We start from the raw sequence: 17814 nt of genomic DNA on the forward strand, positions 1-17814 counted from the left end.
ATGGAAACTCCCCGGGACATCGGGCGAGGAGCCCACTAGCCGACCTGGATGTTCAACTCCTGCACCACTCGGCTGAAGCGCTCGAAGTCGGTCCGGTTGACGTCGGCCAGGCGCGACGAGGGGCCGCCGGCCGGCACGGCGCCGAGCACGCGCAGCCGCTCCTGCACGTCGGGGAGGGCGAGCACGTCGTTCATATGGGCGTTCAGCGTCTCGGCCGTTGACGCCGGCAGTCCGCGCGGCCCGAACAGGCCCCACCACGTCGTGACGTTGAGGTCGTAGCCGGATTCCCTGTAGGTCGGGACATCCGGCATCGCCGCGCTGCGCTGCGCCTCCGAAATGGCGACGGGCACCAGGGTTCCTGCCTTGAGGTGGTCGGACACGGCGCCGATCGTGACCAGCCCGATCCCGATGGAGCCGGAGAGCAGGTCATTCACGACAGGGGCGACGCCGCGATAGGCGACTTCCGCCAGGGTTACTCCGGCGAGGCGGTTGAACATCTCGGCGTAGATGTGCATGGGCGAGCCCGACCCGGGCGAGCCGTATCCGGCGAGCTGGCCCGCCTTTGCCTGCGCCACCACGTCCGACAGACTGCGGATGCCGCTCTGCCGGCTGGCGATCAGGATCATCGGCGTGGTCGCCACCAGATGGACCGGCGTGAAGTCGTTCACGGGATGATAGGTGGCGCCCTGCTTGAGCACGAGCGGCGCGAGGGGGAAGGTTGAAGGTGCGAACAGCATGACCGACCCGTCCGCCGGAAGGCGGGCGACGTACTGCGTGCCGATGACGCCGCTGGCGCCGGAACGGTTCTCGATGATGACCTGGCGGCCGAGCCGGGGCGCCAAGCGGTCCGCGAACAGGCGCGCGATCGCATCCGTGTCGCCGCCGGCCGGATAGGCGACGACGAAGGTGACGGGGCGTGGGGCCTGCGCGATCGCGGGGGTGGCCAGGGCAGCCGTGAGGCCGAAGGTGAGGGTGCGTCGTCCGATGGTCGTCATGAGCAGCCTTCCGATGTGGCGGATGAATGATTCAGGGAGTGGGCCACCGTGTGACAGTGCAGAGGAGTTCTTATTTGAACTTGCAGTTCTTGTGGTAACTAGCGTGAAAGCACATTCGGCGACACGTCAAGGCGCATTCGGTAACGGGTGCCAGCGGCAGGACAGGACCTGCGGCAAAAGCAGAATGGCTTTGACAACTGCCCGAACCTCTTCCATGCTCCCTTTTATGAACTTCACGTTCTTATATGAACTTCACGGCTGGGCCGTGGCGCTGGGCTCCAGCATGCTCCGCCTTCCCGTCTCGGTCTGGTGAGAGGCTTGGCCGCTACCCTCGCTGGCCGGACGGTGGTGGTCACCGGCGCCGCGCGCGGCGTGGGGCGGGCCATCGCGCTGGCCTGCGGCGTCGCCGGTGCCCGCCTCATCCTGTCCGACATCCTCCTGGACCAGCTTTCGGCCACGACCGCCGAGCTCGTCGCGGCGGGCCATGACGCCCGCGCGGTGCCGCTGGATCTCGCGGAGCCCGCGAGCATCGAGGCCTTCGCCGCCGACATCGCGGCGCATGAGGGCCGGGTGGACGGGCTGGTGAACAACGCCGCCATCGCCACCGGCATCGGCGGCCCCGAGTTCGATGCTATCGAGATCGACACCTGGGACCGGGTGATGCGCGTGAACGTGCGCGGCACCTGGCTCGTCACGCGCGCCGTCGCGCCGCTGATGGGGGAGGGCCGGATCGTCAACGTCGCCTCGGATACCGCGCTCTGGGGTGCGCCGCGGCTGCTGGCCTATACCGCGAGCAAGGGGGCCGTGATCGCCATGACGCGTTCCCTGGCGCGGGAGCTGGGCCCGCGCGGCATCGGGATCGCCTGCATCGCGCCGGGCATCATGCGCAACGAGGCGACGGAATACGTGCCCCCCGAGCGCCACCGCCTCTACGAGACCGGGCGCGCCGTGCCGGGCCCGCAGGTGCCGGAGGACATCACGGACACGGTGGTCTTCCTCCTCACGCCCGGCGCGCTGGCGCTGACAGGGCAGGTGCTGCCCGTCGATGCGGGCTTCGTCTTCACGTGAGCGGCGCGAGCCAGGCCCCTATGCGGATGCGTGCCGCCGGCATTGCCATGCTTCGCCGCCACGGCACGGGCGGGCGCCTTCCGCTCGTGCTGCTGCACGGGATCGGCAGCAATGCGACGAGCTGGGAACCGCTGCTGGCGGCGCTGCCACCGGGGCAGGACGCCATCGCCTGGGACGCGCCGGGTTATGGCGATTCCACGCCCGTGTCAGCGGACGCCCCGACGCCGGACAGCTATGCCGAGGTGCTGGAGCGCCTGCTGGCCGCGCTCGGCCTGGATCGCATCCTGCTGGCCGGCCACTCCCTGGGCTGCCTGTTTGCGGCCCGCTTCGCCGCCCGCAACCCGGACCGCGTGGCGGGGCTGGCGCTGATGTCCCCCGCACTGGGCTACGGCGCGGCGCCCGATGCGCTGCCGCCGGGTGTCCAGGCGCGCATCGACGACCTCACGACCCTCGGCCCGCAGGAATTCGCCGCGCGCCGCGCGTCCCGGCTGGTGCATGACGCCCCGAACCGCCTGGCGGTGCTTGAGGGCGTGCGCCGCGCCATGGCCGCCGTGAACCCCTCCGGCTATGCCCAGGCCGTCCGTGCCCTCGGCGCCGGGGAGCTGCTGGCGGATGCGCCGCGCCTTGTCATGCCCGTCCTTGTCGCGACGGGGCTGGAGGATGTGGTGACGCCGCCCGACAACGCACGTCGCCTCTTTGCCGCCCTGCCCCACCCGACGCGGCTGGCGGAGCTGCCCGGCACCGGGCACGCGCTGCCGCAGGAATTTCCGCGTGAGGTGGCCACCCTTTTCGGGGAGACGATCCTTGCCTGACGACACCCCCGCCGAGACCGCCGGCGAGACCGAGGACTCCGCCTACCTGTCCCCGCCCGTGCAGCGCGCAGCCCGGCTGCTGCGCCATATCGCGGAGGGCGACCGCGTCACCAACATGGCCGCGACCGCCCGCGCGCTCGGGATCAACCGCACCACGCTGCTGCGGCTGCTGACCACGCTGGAATCGGAGCGCTTCATCGAACCGGTGTCGTCCCAGGACGGCGGGCCCGGCCAGGGCTGGCGCATCGGGCTCGGGCTAATCGGCATGGCGGCGCAGGCCTTCTTCTCGCAGGACCTGGTGCAGACGGCGGTACCGGCGATCACGCGGCTGGCCGATCTCGTGGACCTCTCCGCGCATCTCGGCGTGCTGGACGGCATGGAGATCGTCTACGTCGTCCGCCGTACGCCCGAGCAGGGGCGCTACGTCAGCAATATCCGCGTCGGCAGCCGTCTTCCGGCGCATGCGGCTGTCATGGGCCGCATCATCCTGGCCAACCTGCCGGAGGAGCGGGTGCGGGCGCTGTTCGCGGGGGTGGCGCTGCCCGCCAGCACCGAGCACACGCCTGTCACCATAGCGCAGCTCGGCGCGCGGCTGGCGGAGGACCGGGCGGAGGGGCTGGCCTGGAGCGACGGCTTCTTCGAGGCCGGCATCAGCTCCGTTGCGGCCGCCATCTTCGATGCCTCCGGCGCACCGGTCGCCGCGGTGAATGTCAGCGGCCAGACGGCCGCCTTCGACGGCCCGGCGCGCCGGGAGCGGATCGGCCGCGCTGTGCGCGAGACGGCCGAGGAGATCTCGCGCCGCCTCGGCTGGGCCGGGCCGACGCATCGGTACAACCCCCAGAGGCTTGAGGTGGTGGCATGAGCGATCGCGTCTCCGTCGATTTCATGCGCGGCATCGCGATGCGCGCCCCGGGCGTCGCGCCCACGCGCGACTTCTACGAGAAGAGCTGGGGACTGCGCACGGTGGCGGAGGGCAATGACGGCACCTTCTATCTCCGCGGCACCGGTCCCGAGTTCTGGATCTACGCGCTGCGCGAGGACCAGGAATTCGGCATCGACTACGTCAATTTCGGCATGCTCAGCCGCGAGCGCGTGGACGCGTTGCACGCGCAGCTGACGGCCGACGGAATCGACGCCACGGCCCCCGCCGAGCTCTCGACCCCCGGCGGCGGCTACGGCTTCACGGCGCTGGACCCGGAAGGACGCCGCCTTCGCTTGTCGGCCGATGTCGCGCAGCACGCCGACACGGATGACAGCCGTGCCATGCCGCGCAAGGTCTCCCATGTCGTGCTGAACACGCCGGCCATGGACGCCACCGGCGCTTGGTACCAGCAGCATCTGGGCTTCCGCATCACTGACTACTCCGCGGACATGATGGTCTTCCTGCGCTGCGCGACCGACGCCGATTTCAGCGATCACCACTCCATCGCCCTCAACCGCGCGCAATATCCTTCGGCCAACCACGTCGCCTTCGAGATGCCCTCGATCGACAGCTTCATGCGGGGCATCGGGCGCATGCGCGTGGCCGGGCAGTCGCCGGCCTGGGGCCCCGGCCGCCACGGGCCGGGGAACAACCCCTTCGCCTATTTCGTCTCGCCCTCTGGCTACGTCATCGAGTTCACCTCCGAGGTGCACAAGGTGGAGGAGGCGACGCATCAGCCCGAGATCTGGCCGCGCGACGTGCCGGAGAAGATGGACACCTGGATGACCGCCGGCCCGCCCACCCCGGCCATGCGCACGGTGATGGCCGGCCGCCCCGACCGCGGCTGGCAGACGGCGGGCTGAGCATGGACCTGGGCTATTCCGGACGCGTCTGCGTCGTCACCGGCGGCACCTCCGGCATCGGGCTGGCGACGGCCCGGCTGCTGCTGGCGGAGGGCGCGCGCGTCGCCATCTGCGGCCGCGATCCCGGCCGGCTGGAGGCGGCGCGCGCCGAACTCCGCGGCGACGTGCTGGCTGTGCGTTGCGACGTGCTGAAGCGCGACGAGGTCACGGCCTTCGCCGCCGCCGTTGCGGATTGGGGCGGCGGCGCGCTGGACCTGCTGGTGAACAATGCCGGCCAGGGCCGCGTCTCCACCTTCGCCGAAACCACCGAGGCGGCTTGGCGGGAGGAGCTGGAGCTGAAGTTCTTCTCCCAGATTCACGCGCTGCACGCCTTCCGCCCGCTGCTGGACCGTGCGGAGGCCCCGGCTATTGTCGGCGTGAACTCTCTGCTCGCGGTGCAGCCGGAGCCGCATATGGTCTGCACCTCGGCCGCGCGCGCGGGCGTGCAGAGCCTGCTGAAGTCGCTGGCCACCGAGTTCGCCCCGCGCATCCGCGTCAACTCCATCCTTCTCGGCCTCGTCGATTCCGGCCAGTGGCAGCGCCGCTACGAGGCGCGCGAGGACCACGCCCAGACGCGCGACGCCTGGTTCGGCGCGCTTGCCGCGAAGAAGGGCATTCCGCTCGGCCGTCTCGGCCGACCGGAGGAGCCGGCGCGGGCCATCCTGTTCCTCGGCTCGCCGGCGGCGAGCTATGTCACCGGCGCCAGCCTGGAGGTTTCCGGCGGCGTGTCGCGGCACATCTGACGAGAGCCCCATGGACCACTCCCCCCTCGCCGCCGCCCGCCTGGCCACCGAGGACGCGGTCGGCGACCTGATTGCCCGGACGCTCGCCGAGATCGGCGTCACCCACGCCTTCGGCGTAATCTCCATCCACAACATGCCGATTCTGGACGCCATCGCGCGCCAGGGCCGCATCCGTTTCATCCCCGCCCGCGGCGAGGCGGGCGCCATGAACATGGCCGACGCCCATGCGCGCGTGTCGCGCGGGCTCGGCGTCTGCATCACCTCCACCGGCACGGGCGCGGGCAACGCGGCGGGCAGCCAGGTGGAGGCGCTGACCGCCGGCTCCCCCGTGCTGCACATCACCACCACTATCGACCGCGCCTTCATGGACCGCGACCGCGCAGCCATCCATGACGTGCCGCGCCAGCCCGACATGCTCAAGGCGATCAGCAAGGGCTACATCCGCGCCTGGGAACCGGCCGGCGCCGTGGACGCGCTGCTGGCCGCCGCCCGCCTGGCGCTGGCCGCCCCCTCCGGTCCGGTCTCGCTCGAGATCCCGGTGGACGTGCAGCGCGTGAAGGTGCCGGGGCGCGCCCTGCCCGCCTCGCTTCACCTCGCGCCCGTCCCGCCCGACCCGGCCCAGCTCGACGTGCTGGCGGAGATGATCCTGCGCGCCGAGCGGCCCATGCTGTGGCTCGGCGGCGGAGCGCGGCACGCGGCGGAGGCCGCGACTGCCCTCGTGGACCGCGGCTTCGCCGCCGTCACCAGCACCCAGGGCCGTGCCACCGTGCCGGAAGGCCACCCCCGCTCCCTCGGCGCCTTCAACATGACGCCGGCAGCCCAGGGTCTGTATGACCGAGCGGACCTGATGATCGTGGTCGGCTCCCGCCTGCGGGGGAACGAGACGCGCAACAACGCGATGCCGCTGCCCAAGCCCCTGGTGCAGGTGGACGCCGACCCCACCCAGGCCGGTCGCAACTATCCCGCCGACCTGTTTATCGCCGGCGGCGCGCGGCTGGTGCTGGAGGGGTTGCTCGCCCGCCTTCCGGCGACGCTGGCGACGGACGCCGTCTTCCTGCACGACGTCGCTATCGCCCGCGCCCAGTCGGAGGGCGCGCTGCGCTCCGCGCTTGGCCCCTATCAGGTGGTGGCGGATGCCCTGCTGGCCCGCGTGCCCGCCGGGCGGCACCCCTTCGTGCGCGACGTCACGCTGTCCAACTCCACCTTCGGCAACCGCTACGTCCATCTCGCCGCGCCGCATCTCGGCGTGCACGCGCTGGGTGGCGGCATCGGCCAGGGCATCGCCATGGCGATCGGCGCCTCGATGGCGGGGGAGGCGAAGACGGTGGCGCTCGTCGGCGATGGCGGCGCCATGCTGATGATCGGCGAGCTGGCGACGGCCGCCGATATCGGCGCGAACGCCGTCTTCATCCTGATGAACGACGGCGGATATGGCGTGATCCGCAACATCCAGGACGCGCAGTATGGCGGCCGCCGCCACTACGCGGACCTGCTGACGCCGGATTTCGGGATGCTCTGCGCCTCCATCCGCCTGCCGCACGAGAAGGTGTCGCGGATCGACGGCTTCGAGGCCGCGCTGGACCGTGCCCTGGCGGCGGATGGTCCCTGCGTGGTGGAGGTCGATATGACCTCGATCGGCCCCTTCGCCGAGAGCTTCGCCGGTCCGCCGGCAGGCGCGGCGGGAAGCGTGCGCTAGCATGCTGCGCCTCGGCCTGATCGGCGCGGGCGGGATGGCGGATACCGTCCTCTCGGCGCTGTGCGCTGGGCTGCCGGGGCCGCTCTCCTCGCTGAGCTTGCTCGTCCGTCCGGGGCGCGAGGCGCAGGGAGAGGCACTGCGGGAGCGCTTCGGCAGCACGGCGGCCGAATGGGCCGTTCACACGGATTTCGACGCCTTCCTGGCCGCGGCTCCGGACCTCGTCGCCGAGTGCGCCGGCCATGCCGCCGTGCGCGCCTATGGTGCGTCCGTGCTCGCTGCCGGACGGGATCTTGTCGTCATCTCCACCGGGGCGCTGGCCGATCAGGCGCTGCAAGACACCCTCGTCGCCGCGGCTGCCAGGGGGGGCGCGAGTCTGATCCTGCCGGCCGGAGCCGTGGGCGGTATCGACGCCCTCGCGGCCGCGCGTCTTTCGGGCCTGGAGGAGGTCGCCTATGTGGGCCGAAAGCCGCCACGCGCCTGGGCCGGCACGCGCGCGGAAAGCCTGCTGGACCTGAGCGGGCTGACCGAACCCGTGACCTTCTTCGAGGGCAGCGCGCGGGACGCCGCGCGCGACTATCCGCAGAACGCCAATGTGGCCGCAACCGTCGCGCTGGCGGGCGCGGGCTTCGACGCGACGCGGGTGCGGCTCGTCGCGGATCCCGGGATCACCAGGAACCAGCACGAGATTATCGTGCGCTCGGCGGCCGTCGACTTCACGATCCGGCTGGAGGGCAAGCCGTCCCCGTCCAATCCGAAGACCTCGCTCGGCGCCGGCTACAGCGTCGCGCGCGAGGTCCTGAACCGCGTTCTTCCGGTGGTGCTGTGATGGCCAGTGCTGTGACGACCAGTGCTGTGATGGCAGACCTGCAGCAAATCGGTCTGCCCGATGGCCGCATCTTCGTCGGCGGCGAGTGGCGCGAGGGGCGCGGGCCGGAGATCACCTCGATCTATCCGGCCGACCGGGGCGTCAACATGACTCTCCGCGGCGCCTCCCGCGCCGATGTGGAGGAGGCGATCGCGCGCGCCGAACGGGCCGCCGCCGACCCCGCCTGGCGCGACCTGCTGCCGCATCAGCGCGCCGCCATCCTGCACCGCATCTCCGACGGGCTGACCCGCCACGCCGAGCGCATCGCCCAGGTGCAGAGCCGCGACACCGGCAAGACCCTCGCCGAAACCCGTGCCCTCGCCGCCAGCGCCGCCGGCACCTTCCGATACTACGCCGCCGTGTTGGAGACGGAGGAGGAGGCGCTGACCCCGTCCCGCGGGGCGTATCTTACCATGTCTGTGCACGAGCCCATCGGCGTGGTGGCCGGGATCACGCCCTGGAACTCCCCCATCGCCTCCGACGCGCAGAAGCTGGCGCCGGCCCTGGCCGCGGGGAACGCCGTGCTGATGAAGCCGGCCTCCTGGAGCCCGCTCGTCTCCCTCGTGATGGCGCAGATATGCGAGGAGGCGGGGCTGCCCGCCGGCCTTCTCTCCGTCCTTCCCGGGCGCGGGGAGGAGGTGGGGGATACCCTCGTCACCCACCCCGCCATCGGCAAGGTGAGCTTCACGGGCGGCACCGAGGTCGGGCGCGGCATCGCGGCGAAGGCGGCGGCCAAGCTGATGCCCGTCTCGCTCGAGCTGGGCGGCAAATCCCCTACCATCGTGTTCGAGGACGCGGAGCTGGACCTTGCTGTGGCTGGCATCCTGTTCGGCATCTTCTCCTCCACGGGGCAGTCCTGCATCGCCGGATCCCGGCTGCTGGTGCAGCGCTCCATCCACGATCGCTTCGTGGAGCGGCTCGTGGCGGCCACGAAGGTGCTACGCATCGGTCATCCCGCCGATGCCGCGACCCAGGTCGCCCCGCTGATCCGCGACCCGCATCGCGACAGCGTGGAGCGCGCCGTGGCCAGGGCCGTGGCCGAGGGCGGCGAGATCCTGTGCGGCGGCACACGGCCGGAGGGCGCGGCATACGACGCCGGCATCTACTTCCTGCCCACCATCATCGCCGGCCTGCCGAACGACGCCGCGACCTGCCAGGCGGAGATCTTCGGCCCCGTCCTGCATGTCCAGTCCTTCGAGGACGAGGCCGAGGCGATCGCCCTTTCCAACAGCAGCAGCTACGGCCTGGCCTGCGGAATCTGGACCCGTGACTTTAACCGGGCCCTGCGCGTCGGCCGCGGCGTCGGCACGGGCACGGTCTGGGTGAACACCTACAAGCAGTTCTCCATCTCAACGCCCTTCGGCGGGATCAAGGACAGCGGGCTGGGCCGCGAGAAGGGCCGCCAGGGCCTGCGCGCCTGGCAGCGCCAGAAATCCTTTTATCTCGACACCTCCGGCCGGCCGCATCCCTGGGCGGGGCTCGCCGCATGAATGCCATCGGCAACCCGGCAGCGGTGAGCGTCGCTGCAGGAACATTCACCGCCCTGCTGCGCCGCGTCACCCTCGAGGCGCCGGGCATCCTCTCCCTCGATTTCGAGGCTGAGGACGGGCGCGAGCTGCCGGGCTACGAGCCGGGCTCGCATGTCGACCTGCACCTGCCGGACGGCACCACCCGGCAGTACTCCCTCTGCGGCGATCCCGCGGACCGCCACACCTACCGGATCGCTGTCCGCGACGTGAAGGGCGGCCGGGCGTCCCGCTTCGTGCACCGTGGGGAGCTGCGGCCGGGCGTGACCGTCACCCTCGGCCTGCCGCGCAATAACTTCGCCTTCGATCCGGCGCCGAACTATCTCTTCGTCGCCGGCGGGATCGGCATCACGCCGCTGCTGCCGATGATGCGCGCGGCCACCGCGGCGGGAGCGCGTTGGTCCCTCCTGCTCTGCGTGCCTCGGGCCGCCGACGCACCCTTCCTGCGCGAGGCGCGCGCCCTGGCGCTGGCCGGTGCCGGCGAGGTCTCCGTCCACGCCAGCACCGAGGGCACGCGGCTCGATGTCGCGACCCATCTCGCGGAGGCGCGCCGCGACACGCTGCTTTACTGCTGCGGCCCAGACGGGCTGATGACGGCGGTGGAGGCGGCCACCGTAGGCTGGCCGGAGAACAGCGTTCGCTTCGAGTGGTTCACCGCCCGCGCCCGGCCGGAGGGCGAGACCTCCGGCAGTTTCGAGGTGGAATGCGCCGCCAGCGGCTTCACCATCACTGTGCCGCCCGACCGCACCGTGCTGTCCGTGCTGAACGACGCCGGCCTTGCCATCCCGTGCTCCTGCGAGCAGGGGGTTTGCGGCACCTGCGAGGTGCCGGTGCTGGAGGGTGAGGTGGATCACCGCGACAGCATCCTCTCCGCCTCGGAGCGGGCGGCCAACGCGACGATGATGACCTGCGTGTCGCGCGCGAGATCGCAGCGCCTAGTGCTCGACCTGTGAGCGCGCCGGGACGCGGCACAGCCGCTCCGCGGGTGCTGCGGGGCAGCAACGAAACCCGGAGCGGCGGCCCGGCGCGCCCGCCGGAGGTGGTGCCCGTCCCGTCGCCGGGGCGGCGTGCCGAGCGAGAGGAGAAGGCATCGTGAACGACACCTATCGCTTCCCCCATCTGGAGGAACGGCAGAGCATCAGCCGCCTGCCGACCGAGTGGGAATGCGGCCTGGCCGACGCCATCGAGGCGGCCTTCGCGAAGGGCAACTGGGAGCTGGAAGACCTGGTCGCGGCCCTCAACCGCTCCCGCATCCGCCCCAGGGCGGGCGGCCAGTGGACCCCCGAGAATTTCCAGGCGACGATGCAGGAGCTGGGAGCCTAAGCCCATGAGCGCCACCACCCTCCCTTCCCGCGCCGCCACCCGGCCGGCCCCGGGCCAGAATGGCCCCGTCACCGATGCCGAGATTCGCGAGGCGTTGAAGCTCGGTGTCCGCAATCGCTGGTGGCCGGTGCTGCCCTCGCGCTTCGTTAAGGCCGGCGAGAAGCCGGTTGGGCTCACGCGGCTGGGCGAGCCGCTCGTGCTCTGGCGCGACGCCGCAGGCGGCATCCACGTGCAGGTGGACCGCTGCCCGCACCGCGCCGTCCCGCTGTCGCGCGGGCAGAACGAGGGCGACCGTCTGCGCTGCAACTATCATGGCGTGGAGGTGGGGCCGGACGGCACCGTTCTCTCCGTGCCCGGCCAGCCCGGCTGCCCGCTCGAGGGCAAGAAGGCGGTGAAGACCTACCCGGCGGTCGAGGTGGCCGATGCCATCTTCGTCTGGTTCGGCGACGCGCTGCACGAGGAGGCACCCGACTTCGTCCCGCCGCCGCAGCTCGCCGCCCCGGAGTGGGAGCGCTTCGTCTGCTACGCGGACTGGGAGATGTTCTGGCGCTACTCGCTGGACAACGCGATGGACCCGATGCACGGGACCTTCCTGCACGCGAACTCGCACACGATGTTCCAGGGCGATACCCAAGCCCACTTCGTCACCCGCGACACGCCCACCGGCTTCTTCTTCGAAAAGGAGGGACAGCGGGACGTGAACTTCGACTGGTCCGAGCTGGTGGATGACGGTGCGCTCTATGTGCGGCTGGAAATTCCCTATCCGCCCTCCGGCGGGCCGGGCGGCAACTTCGCCATCATCGGCTTCGCCACCCCGATCGACGAGAACAATACGGCGAGTTTCTTCTGGCGCTGCCGCAAGGTGCAGGGCTGGCAGCGCGACACCTGGCGCTTCCTCTACAAGACCCGTATGGAGCCGCGGCACTGGGCGGTGCTGGAGCAGGATCGCGAGATGCTTGCCGGCTGCAAGCCCGGGCTGGAGAAGCACGAGATGCTCTACCAGCACGATGCCGGCCTCATCCGCCTGCGCCGCTATCTCGCCCAGCTCACGCGCAAGCAGCTGACGGAGCTGCGGGCGGCGGGGAAGGGATGATCCGCGGTATGGCGGCCCGCGCCGTATGGGTCGCCCTCCGTCCTGGCCGGACGGAGGGGCCTGCCGGATGGACGGCGTGAGCTGGCCCGGCGGCGAGAGGGGCGGCGAGAGAGGGATCGGGATGGATCCCGACACGCGTCGCATCGTGGCTGTCGCGGCGCACCGGCGCTGCGTCGGTCGCTGCCCCGTGCTGGTGCATGCGCTCGGCACGGGTGAGAGTTTCGTCATCGAGCCGCTGCCGGATGGATTCCGCGATGCCGCGACCGGCCGGGTGGTGCATCTCGGCCCCGACGGGCTGGCTCTCGACGGCGCCGGCGCCGTGGACTTGCACTTCACCGACGACATCGCCTTCGAGGGTTATGACCACGCCTCACGGGAACGGTTCCGTGGGCGTGCCGGCGGCGGCGCCTCGGTCACCCTCTACGACGATCCGCGGGCGGATTACTTCCAGTACGCCATGTCGTACCGGCCGGACGGCGCCATCGCCCAGCCTGGCTGACGGATGGTTCGCGCGCCTGAGGCCCGGCAGCGCGCGACCGCCGGCTTCCGGATTAATGCGTGCCCAAGCACGGTACTTGTTGCCGATCCCGGGCGGGAAGCCTAGCGTCGGCACGTCGCGGCCGACGACGAGGGAGGCCGGGGCAAAACGACCTCTCCGGACGCAGATGACAGCGACGCCACACGCCTTTCCCGACGCCGACGCCGACGCCGAGGCCTCGACGATCGGTCGACCGACGCCGCAGGTGAACGCCCGGGAGAAGCTGACGGGGAAGGCCCTGTACGGCGGCGACTTCCGGCTGCCGGGCATGCTGCACCTGAAGGTGTTGCGAAGCCCGCACGCCCATGCCCGGATCGTCGCCATCGACACCGCCGCCGCCCGGTCGCTGCCGGGCGTTCTCGCCGTCCTCACGGGTGAGGACACGCCCGAGCGACTGACCGGCGTGCATCGAAAGCAGCACCGCATCCTCGCCGTCTCGAAGGTCCGCTTCGTGGGAGAGGAGGTGGTCGCGGTGGCGGCGGTGGACGAGGAGACGGCGCGGGACGCGCTTGACCTCGTGCGCGTCGAGTACGAGCCGCTGCCCCTGGTCCGCGACATGGAGGAGGCGCTGCGCCCGGGGACGATCGAGGTGCACGAGAACACGGGCAATCTCTCCATCGAGTACAAGGTGGAGCGCGGCGACGTGGACGCTGCCTTCGCGCGCGCCACGCTGGTGCATGAGGCCAGCTACGAGACCACCTCCCAGTACCCGGGCTATCTGGAACCGATGGCCACGGTGGCCTGGGTGGGGGAGGGCGGCCGGCTCATCGTGCGCACGCCGACGCAGACCGCCTTCCTGCAGCGCAACCGCTTCGCGGAGGCGCTGGGCCTTCCGGTCTCCGCCGTGCGCGTCATCCAGTCCACCGTCGGGGGCGCCTTCGGCGGCAAGACGGTGGAGGAGTGCAACAGCCTTATCTGCGCCTGGATGGCCTGGCGGCTCGGCAGGCCCGTCCGGTTCCTCAATAGCCGTCTCGACGACTTCCTCGGCGCGCGCTCCAGCCCGGCGGAACGGATCCGGCTGCGGATGGGCGCCGATGCCGAGGGCCGCATCATCGCGAAGGAGGTCAGCCTGCTAGCCGATTGCGGTGCCTATGAGGGGCTTGCAACCCATGTGCTGCAGGTGTCGCTGGTGCGGAGCGACAACATGCATCGGCACCTGAAGGACGTGCGGCTGCACGGCCGCCTCGCCTTCACCAACCATCCGCCGCGCGGTGCCCTTCGCGGCTTTGGCGGCCCGCAGGCGGCCTTCGCGCTGAACAGCCACATGGCCGAGATGGCGGGGATGCTGGGCATCGATCCCGTCGAGTTCTTGAAGCGGAACGCCGTGCAGGCGGGCGACACCACCGTGCACGGCTTCGAGCTCGGCAGCGCCGGCCTCTCCCAGTGCCTCGACCAGGTCAGCGAGGGCATCGGCTGGGCGGCCAGGAAGGCGACGCCGCGGGCGTCCGGGGCGATGCGCCGGGGCATCGGCTTCGCGGGCGCCATCCATGTCAGCGGCAACCGGGAGATGGGCAACTGGGACGGGTCCATCGTCGTCGCTCGCATGAGCACGGATGGGCGCGTCACCCTCTCCACCGGCGAGGCAGATATGGGGCAGGGCGCTTACACCATGCTGGCGCAGTGCTGCGCCGCGGAGCTGGGCCTGCCCGTGTCCCATGTCACGGTCCTTCCGACCGACACGGACACCTCGCCCTACGGGCACGGCTCCATCGCGTCGCGCGTCACCATCCTCGCCGGCAATGCGGCCATCCGGGCCGGGCGCGAGATCCGGGGCCGGCTCCTCGCGATCGCTTCCGAAACCCTCGGCGTGCCCGAGGCCGACCTCACCGTGTCGGGCGGGGAGGTCTATGCGACCTCGGCCTCGCCGAACCGCCGGCTGACCTTCGGCGAGCTGGCGCGCATGCACATCTACCGCCATGGCGGCGGGGAATTGCGGGTGACGGCCACCTACGACCCGCCCACCTTCCTCGCCATGTCGCGGCCCGATCAGTACGGCAACGTGGCGCCCGGCTATTCCTTCGCGGCCCAGGCCGTGGAGGTCGAGGTGGACACCGAGACAGGGCAGGTGGAGGTCGTCGGGACCGTCGTCTCGGACGATTGCGGCCGCGCGCTGAACCCGCTGGCGGTGCATGGCCAGACTTGCGGGGCGGCGGCCATGAGCATCGGCTGGGCGTTGTACGAGGAGATGCGGTTCGAGGACTGCCGGCTGCTGAACGGCAACCTTGCCGACTACACCATGCCCACGGCGGAATCCCTGCCCCACATCCGCTCCGGCATTGTGGAGTCGATGGAGCCGAACGGGCCTTACGGTGCGAAGGGTGCGAGCGAGACGGCCATGCTGCCGGGCGCCGGCGCCATTGCCAATGCCGTCCATGACGCGGTGGGGGTGCGCATCCGCGACCTGCCGATCACGCCGGAGAAGATCCTGGCTGGGCTGCGCGCACGGAGGAGCGGCGATGCGTGACTTCGACCTGCTGATGCCCGAGACAGTCGCGGAGGTGAGCGGCCTGCTTGCGCGGCACGGGGAGGATTGCCGCATGATCGCCGGCGGCACGGCGCTGCTGCTGGCGCTGCGGCAGCGCATGGTCACGCCGACGCATCTCCTCTCCCTGGCCCGGGTGCGTGCCCTGCGCGGCATCACCTACGACCTGCGCGACGGGCTGCGGATCGGCGCGCTGACGACGCACACCGCGGTGGCGCGCTCGCCGCTGGTGCGGCAGCACTACCCGGTGCTGGCGGACATGGCGTCTCGCCTTGCCAACCCGCAGGTCCGCAACCAGGGCACCATCGGCGGCAATCTCTGCTACGCGGATCCCACCACCGACCCGCCGAGCTGCCTGGCCGCGCTTGATGCCCGGCTCGCGCTCGGCAGCGTGCGGGGGGAGAGGCTCCTTCCGGTCACCGCGTTCCTGGTGGACTACTACGCCAGCGCCCTGGGGCCGGACGAGGTGCTGACCGACATCCGCCTGCCGCCGCCGCGCTTCGACTTCGGCCACCACGCCCGCTTCCACCGGACCGCGGCCGAGCACCGGCCGCTGATCAACCTCTCCCTTGTCGCGCGGCGGGAAGGTGGCGTCATCCAGGAGGCGCGGTTGGTGGTGGGTGCAACCACGGTGGTCCCGACCCGCGTGATGGAGGCCGAGGCTTTTCTCGTTGGCCGCTCGGTCACGCTCGCGCTCGCGCGGGAGGTGGCCGACATCGTGGCGGCCGCAATCGATCCCGTCTCCGACGGGCGTGGCAGCGCGGCCTACCGCCGCGACATGGTGCGCGTCGTGGCGCGCCGCACGATCGAGCGCCTCGTACCGCAGGGCATCGCGGACAAGGCCGTCGAAGGGGCCGCCGCATGAGCCGGATCGCGATCGAGGTGACCGTCAACGGCGAGGTCCACCGGATGGAGGTGCCGGCGCGGCGGCTGCTGGCCGATTTCATCCGCGACGAACTGTTCCTGACGGGCACGAAGCGCGGCTGCGAGACCGGCGTCTGCGGCGCCTGCTCGGTGCTGCTGGACGGCGAGGTCGTGAAGTCCTGCCTTTCTCTCGCGGCCCAGGCGGACGGGCATGAGATCACGACCGTCGAGGGGCTTTGCGTGGGCGGGGTGCTGCACCCGTTGCAGGAGGCCTTTGCCGAGCATGGCGGCTTCCAGTGCGGCTACTGCACGCCGGGCTTCCTGATGGCCGCCATCGCCATCCTGAACGAGGTGCCGGACCCGACCGAGGCGGAGGTCCGCGCCGGGCTGGGCGGCAATCTGTGCCGCTGCACCGGCTATGTCGGCATCGTCGAATCGATCATGGCCGCTGCGGAGAAGATGCGTGGAACTTGAGAAGACACTGACCGTCGCGGCGCCGTTGGCCGATGTCTGGGCGCTGCTGCTGGATCCGAAGGTGATGGCCGGCTGCGTTCCCGGCACGGAGTCGGTCGAGGTGCTGAGCGAGACCGAGTACCTCGCCGAGATCCGGGTGAAGATCTCCTTCGTCGCCGCGCGCTTCAAGGTGCGGACCCGGATCCTGGAGGCCCGTGCGCCCGACTACCTGCGCATCGAGGGGACCGGCGAGGACGCCTCCGTCGCGAGCACGATGCGGCAGAGCAGCGAGCTGTTCCTGACCGATCTTGGCGAGGGCGGCACCGAGATCCGCATCCGGGCCAGGGCCGACGTGCTTGGCCGGCTGGGCTCTTTCGGCCTGGGCATGATGAAGACCAAGGCTGATCGCATGTGGGACGAGTTCGGGGCGAACTTCACTGCCGTCGCGCTGCGCCGCTCGGGTGCCGGGCAAGGGCCGGCGCCGGAGGAGGCCTATGTGGCGCCGGGTGCCCCGGCCCTTACGCCGGTGCAGGATTGCGCGGGCGGCGCCGCCGCCGACGGGGCCGGCATCGTCCCGGCCGCGCCGCAGGTGCCGCAAGGCGGACCGTTGGGCGCGCGCTGGTGGCAGCGCCTCGTCGGTGGTGGCTCTTCCTCGGCCGGCCTGGGCGAGCGGCGGCTGGCGACCGATATCTATGTCGAGCTGCACCGCGCCGATGGCGTCGTAAAGGTGCTCTGGCCGGCGAGCGCCGCGCCGGAGGCCGCCCGGTGGCTCAAGGATCTCCGCTAGCCGCCGGTCCGCCATCAAGGATCGGCGTCGCCTCGCGCCCCACGTCATAGACGTTCCGCATCATCTGCCGGAGGACGCGGAACAGCGTCGCGCGATCCTCCGGGCCGACATCCCGGAACGCATTGTCGATTTGGGCGGCGGTGGTGGGCAGCAGCACCTCGGCAAAGCTGCGTCGGCCCGCCTCGGTGAGGCTGACGCGCGTCGTCCGGCGGTCGTCCTCGGGCAGGTTCCGCCGGACCAGGCCGCGTTCCTCGAGGCTGCCGGCCACCCGCCCGACGAATGATCGCTCCAGCGTCGTGATGCGGGCCAGCTCGGTCAGGGTGAGGCCATCGGCGTACTGCAGCGTCGAGATCAGGCGCCAATCCGACTGGCTGAAGCCGTGCCGCCGCAGGTCCACCACCACGTTGCCGTCGAACCGCGTGAGGATGTGGGCGAGGAAGAACATGGGGTGGTCGAGCAGATCGAACCGCTCGGCCGGCTTTCCCTTGCCGCCGCGCGACCGGCTCGCCCGCGCCTTGGGCTGGCCACCGCTAACGGCCATCGCGGACCGCGCCCGATGCGACGCCGCTGAGCGAGATGGGGCCGCCGCCCAGGTGATGCGCGGTGCAGCGCTCGCTCAAGCCCCCGTCCCCCGTCGCGTCACTTCGCCGGGGCTATCGCATATCCGTGCCGCTCTTCCCAGGCGGGGTGAGCGGCCCGCTGCCCGCTCGAGGAGGCGCTCGCAGTACCGGATGGGCTGGGCAGG

General features: G+C 71.2%; 18 protein-coding genes. 16 read left to right on the forward strand and 2 right to left on the reverse strand.

What is annotated here, in order from left to right:
- Window positions 1-35: 35 nt before the first annotated feature.
- Window positions 36-995, reverse strand: coding sequence for a Bug family tripartite tricarboxylate transporter substrate binding protein (locus tag ACVBD7_RS25475; RefSeq protein WP_458098278.1), 960 nt, complete (start codon window positions 993-995; stop codon window positions 36-38).
- Between the two features lie 318 nt (window positions 996-1313).
- Between ACVBD7_RS25475 and ACVBD7_RS25480 the strand changes: the two genes are divergently transcribed.
- The 16 genes from ACVBD7_RS25480 to ACVBD7_RS25555 all read left to right on the forward strand — a co-directional run bounded on the left by ACVBD7_RS25480 (window position 1314) and on the right by ACVBD7_RS25555 (window position 17069).
- Complete coding sequence (locus ACVBD7_RS25480) at window positions 1314-2063, forward strand: SDR family oxidoreductase (protein ID WP_458098279.1); 750 nt, start codon at window positions 1314-1316, stop codon at window positions 2061-2063.
- Between the two features lie 26 nt (window positions 2064-2089).
- Window positions 2090-2875, forward strand: coding sequence for an alpha/beta fold hydrolase (locus tag ACVBD7_RS25485; protein WP_458098280.1), 786 nt, complete (start codon window positions 2090-2092; stop codon window positions 2873-2875).
- Window positions 2868-3737, forward strand: a complete 870-nt coding sequence (locus tag ACVBD7_RS25490) for an IclR family transcriptional regulator (RefSeq protein ID WP_458098281.1) — start codon at window positions 2868-2870, stop codon at window positions 3735-3737. Before ACVBD7_RS25485 ends, ACVBD7_RS25490 begins: the two co-directional genes overlap by 8 nt.
- Window positions 3734-4660, forward strand: coding sequence for a VOC family protein (locus ACVBD7_RS25495; protein ID WP_458098282.1), 927 nt, complete (start codon window positions 3734-3736; stop codon window positions 4658-4660). The genes ACVBD7_RS25490 and ACVBD7_RS25495 overlap by 4 nt, the downstream gene beginning before the upstream one ends.
- Before the next feature lie 2 nt (window positions 4661-4662).
- Complete coding sequence (locus ACVBD7_RS25500; protein ID WP_458098283.1) at window positions 4663-5442, forward strand: SDR family oxidoreductase; 780 nt, start codon at window positions 4663-4665, stop codon at window positions 5440-5442.
- A gap of 10 nt (window positions 5443-5452) precedes the next feature.
- Window positions 5453-7138, forward strand: a complete 1686-nt coding sequence (locus ACVBD7_RS25505) for a thiamine pyrophosphate-binding protein (RefSeq protein WP_458098284.1) — start codon at window positions 5453-5455, stop codon at window positions 7136-7138.
- A 1-nt stretch (window position 7139) separates the two neighbouring features.
- Entirely contained in the window at window positions 7140-7964 is an 825-nt protein-coding gene (locus ACVBD7_RS25510) for an aspartate dehydrogenase (RefSeq protein ID WP_458098285.1), read from the forward strand.
- A gap of 29 nt (window positions 7965-7993) precedes the next feature.
- A complete protein-coding gene (locus tag ACVBD7_RS25515) occupies window positions 7994-9493 on the forward strand; it encodes an aldehyde dehydrogenase (RefSeq protein ID WP_458098388.1) in 1500 nt (499 codons plus the stop codon).
- Window positions 9490-10482 carry a PDR/VanB family oxidoreductase gene (locus tag ACVBD7_RS25520; protein WP_458098286.1) on the forward strand — a complete coding sequence of 331 codons (993 nt, stop codon included), beginning with the start codon at window positions 9490-9492 and terminating at the stop codon, window positions 10480-10482. The genes ACVBD7_RS25515 and ACVBD7_RS25520 overlap by 4 nt, the downstream gene beginning before the upstream one ends.
- 139 nt (window positions 10483-10621) lie before the next feature.
- On the forward strand, window positions 10622-10852 hold the full coding sequence (locus ACVBD7_RS25525) for a recombinase-like helix-turn-helix domain-containing protein (protein ID WP_458098287.1): 231 nt from the start codon (window positions 10622-10624) through the stop codon (window positions 10850-10852).
- 4 nt (window positions 10853-10856) lie between these two features.
- A complete protein-coding gene (locus tag ACVBD7_RS25530) occupies window positions 10857-11945 on the forward strand; it encodes a Rieske 2Fe-2S domain-containing protein (RefSeq protein WP_458098288.1) in 1089 nt (362 codons plus the stop codon).
- A 76-nt stretch (window positions 11946-12021) separates the two neighbouring features.
- Window positions 12022-12444, forward strand: a complete 423-nt coding sequence (locus tag ACVBD7_RS25535) for a hypothetical protein (protein ID WP_458098289.1) — start codon at window positions 12022-12024, stop codon at window positions 12442-12444.
- Window positions 12445-12610: 166 nt separating this feature from the next.
- Window positions 12611-14947, forward strand: coding sequence for a xanthine dehydrogenase family protein molybdopterin-binding subunit (locus tag ACVBD7_RS25540; protein WP_458098290.1), 2337 nt, complete (start codon window positions 12611-12613; stop codon window positions 14945-14947).
- Window positions 14940-15830 (forward strand): FAD binding domain-containing protein, encoded by an 891-nt coding sequence (locus ACVBD7_RS25545; RefSeq protein ID WP_458098291.1) that lies wholly within the window; start codon window positions 14940-14942, stop codon window positions 15828-15830. Before ACVBD7_RS25540 ends, ACVBD7_RS25545 begins: the two co-directional genes overlap by 8 nt.
- On the forward strand, window positions 15827-16303 hold the full coding sequence (locus tag ACVBD7_RS25550; protein ID WP_458098292.1) for a (2Fe-2S)-binding protein: 477 nt from the start codon (window positions 15827-15829) through the stop codon (window positions 16301-16303). Before ACVBD7_RS25545 ends, ACVBD7_RS25550 begins: the two co-directional genes overlap by 4 nt.
- Entirely contained in the window at window positions 16293-17069 is a 777-nt protein-coding gene (locus ACVBD7_RS25555) for a CoxG family protein (RefSeq protein WP_458098293.1), read from the forward strand. Before ACVBD7_RS25550 ends, ACVBD7_RS25555 begins: the two co-directional genes overlap by 11 nt.
- Here the strand turns inward: ACVBD7_RS25555 and ACVBD7_RS25560 are convergent.
- On the reverse strand, window positions 17053-17610 hold the full coding sequence (locus tag ACVBD7_RS25560; RefSeq protein ID WP_458098294.1) for a MarR family winged helix-turn-helix transcriptional regulator: 558 nt from the start codon (window positions 17608-17610) through the stop codon (window positions 17053-17055). The two genes, ACVBD7_RS25555 and ACVBD7_RS25560, sit on opposite strands and share 17 nt — an antisense overlap.
- Window positions 17611-17814: the final 204 nt, after the last annotated feature.

Source organism: Roseomonas sp. WA12 (genome assembly GCF_054165765.1).

Excerpts from the sequence above, each read along its gene's own strand:
- ACVBD7_RS25550 (WP_458098292.1), top strand. The coding sequence starts at position 15,827 with ATGAGCCGGATCGCGATCGAGGTGACCGTCAACGGCGAGGTCCACCGG.
- ACVBD7_RS25560 (WP_458098294.1), bottom strand. The coding sequence starts at position 17,610 with ATGGCCGTTAGCGGTGGCCAGCCCAAGGCGCGGGCGAGCCGGTCGCGC.
- ACVBD7_RS25545 (WP_458098291.1), top strand. The coding sequence starts at position 14,940 with ATGCGTGACTTCGACCTGCTGATGCCCGAGACAGTCGCGGAGGTGAGC.
- ACVBD7_RS25500 (WP_458098283.1), top strand. The coding sequence starts at position 4,663 with ATGGACCTGGGCTATTCCGGACGCGTCTGCGTCGTCACCGGCGGCACC.
- ACVBD7_RS25515 (WP_458098388.1), top strand. The coding sequence starts at position 7,994 with ATGGCAGACCTGCAGCAAATCGGTCTGCCCGATGGCCGCATCTTCGTC.
- ACVBD7_RS25540 (WP_458098290.1), top strand. The coding sequence starts at position 12,611 with ATGACAGCGACGCCACACGCCTTTCCCGACGCCGACGCCGACGCCGAG.
- ACVBD7_RS25505 (WP_458098284.1), top strand. The coding sequence starts at position 5,453 with ATGGACCACTCCCCCCTCGCCGCCGCCCGCCTGGCCACCGAGGACGCG.
- ACVBD7_RS25530 (WP_458098288.1), top strand. The coding sequence starts at position 10,857 with ATGAGCGCCACCACCCTCCCTTCCCGCGCCGCCACCCGGCCGGCCCCG.
- ACVBD7_RS25510 (WP_458098285.1), top strand. The coding sequence starts at position 7,140 with ATGCTGCGCCTCGGCCTGATCGGCGCGGGCGGGATGGCGGATACCGTC.
- ACVBD7_RS25520 (WP_458098286.1), top strand. The coding sequence starts at position 9,490 with ATGAATGCCATCGGCAACCCGGCAGCGGTGAGCGTCGCTGCAGGAACA.
- ACVBD7_RS25475 (WP_458098278.1), bottom strand. The coding sequence starts at position 995 with ATGACGACCATCGGACGACGCACCCTCACCTTCGGCCTCACGGCTGCC.
- ACVBD7_RS25495 (WP_458098282.1), top strand. The coding sequence starts at position 3,734 with ATGAGCGATCGCGTCTCCGTCGATTTCATGCGCGGCATCGCGATGCGC.
- ACVBD7_RS25485 (WP_458098280.1), top strand. The coding sequence starts at position 2,090 with ATGCGTGCCGCCGGCATTGCCATGCTTCGCCGCCACGGCACGGGCGGG.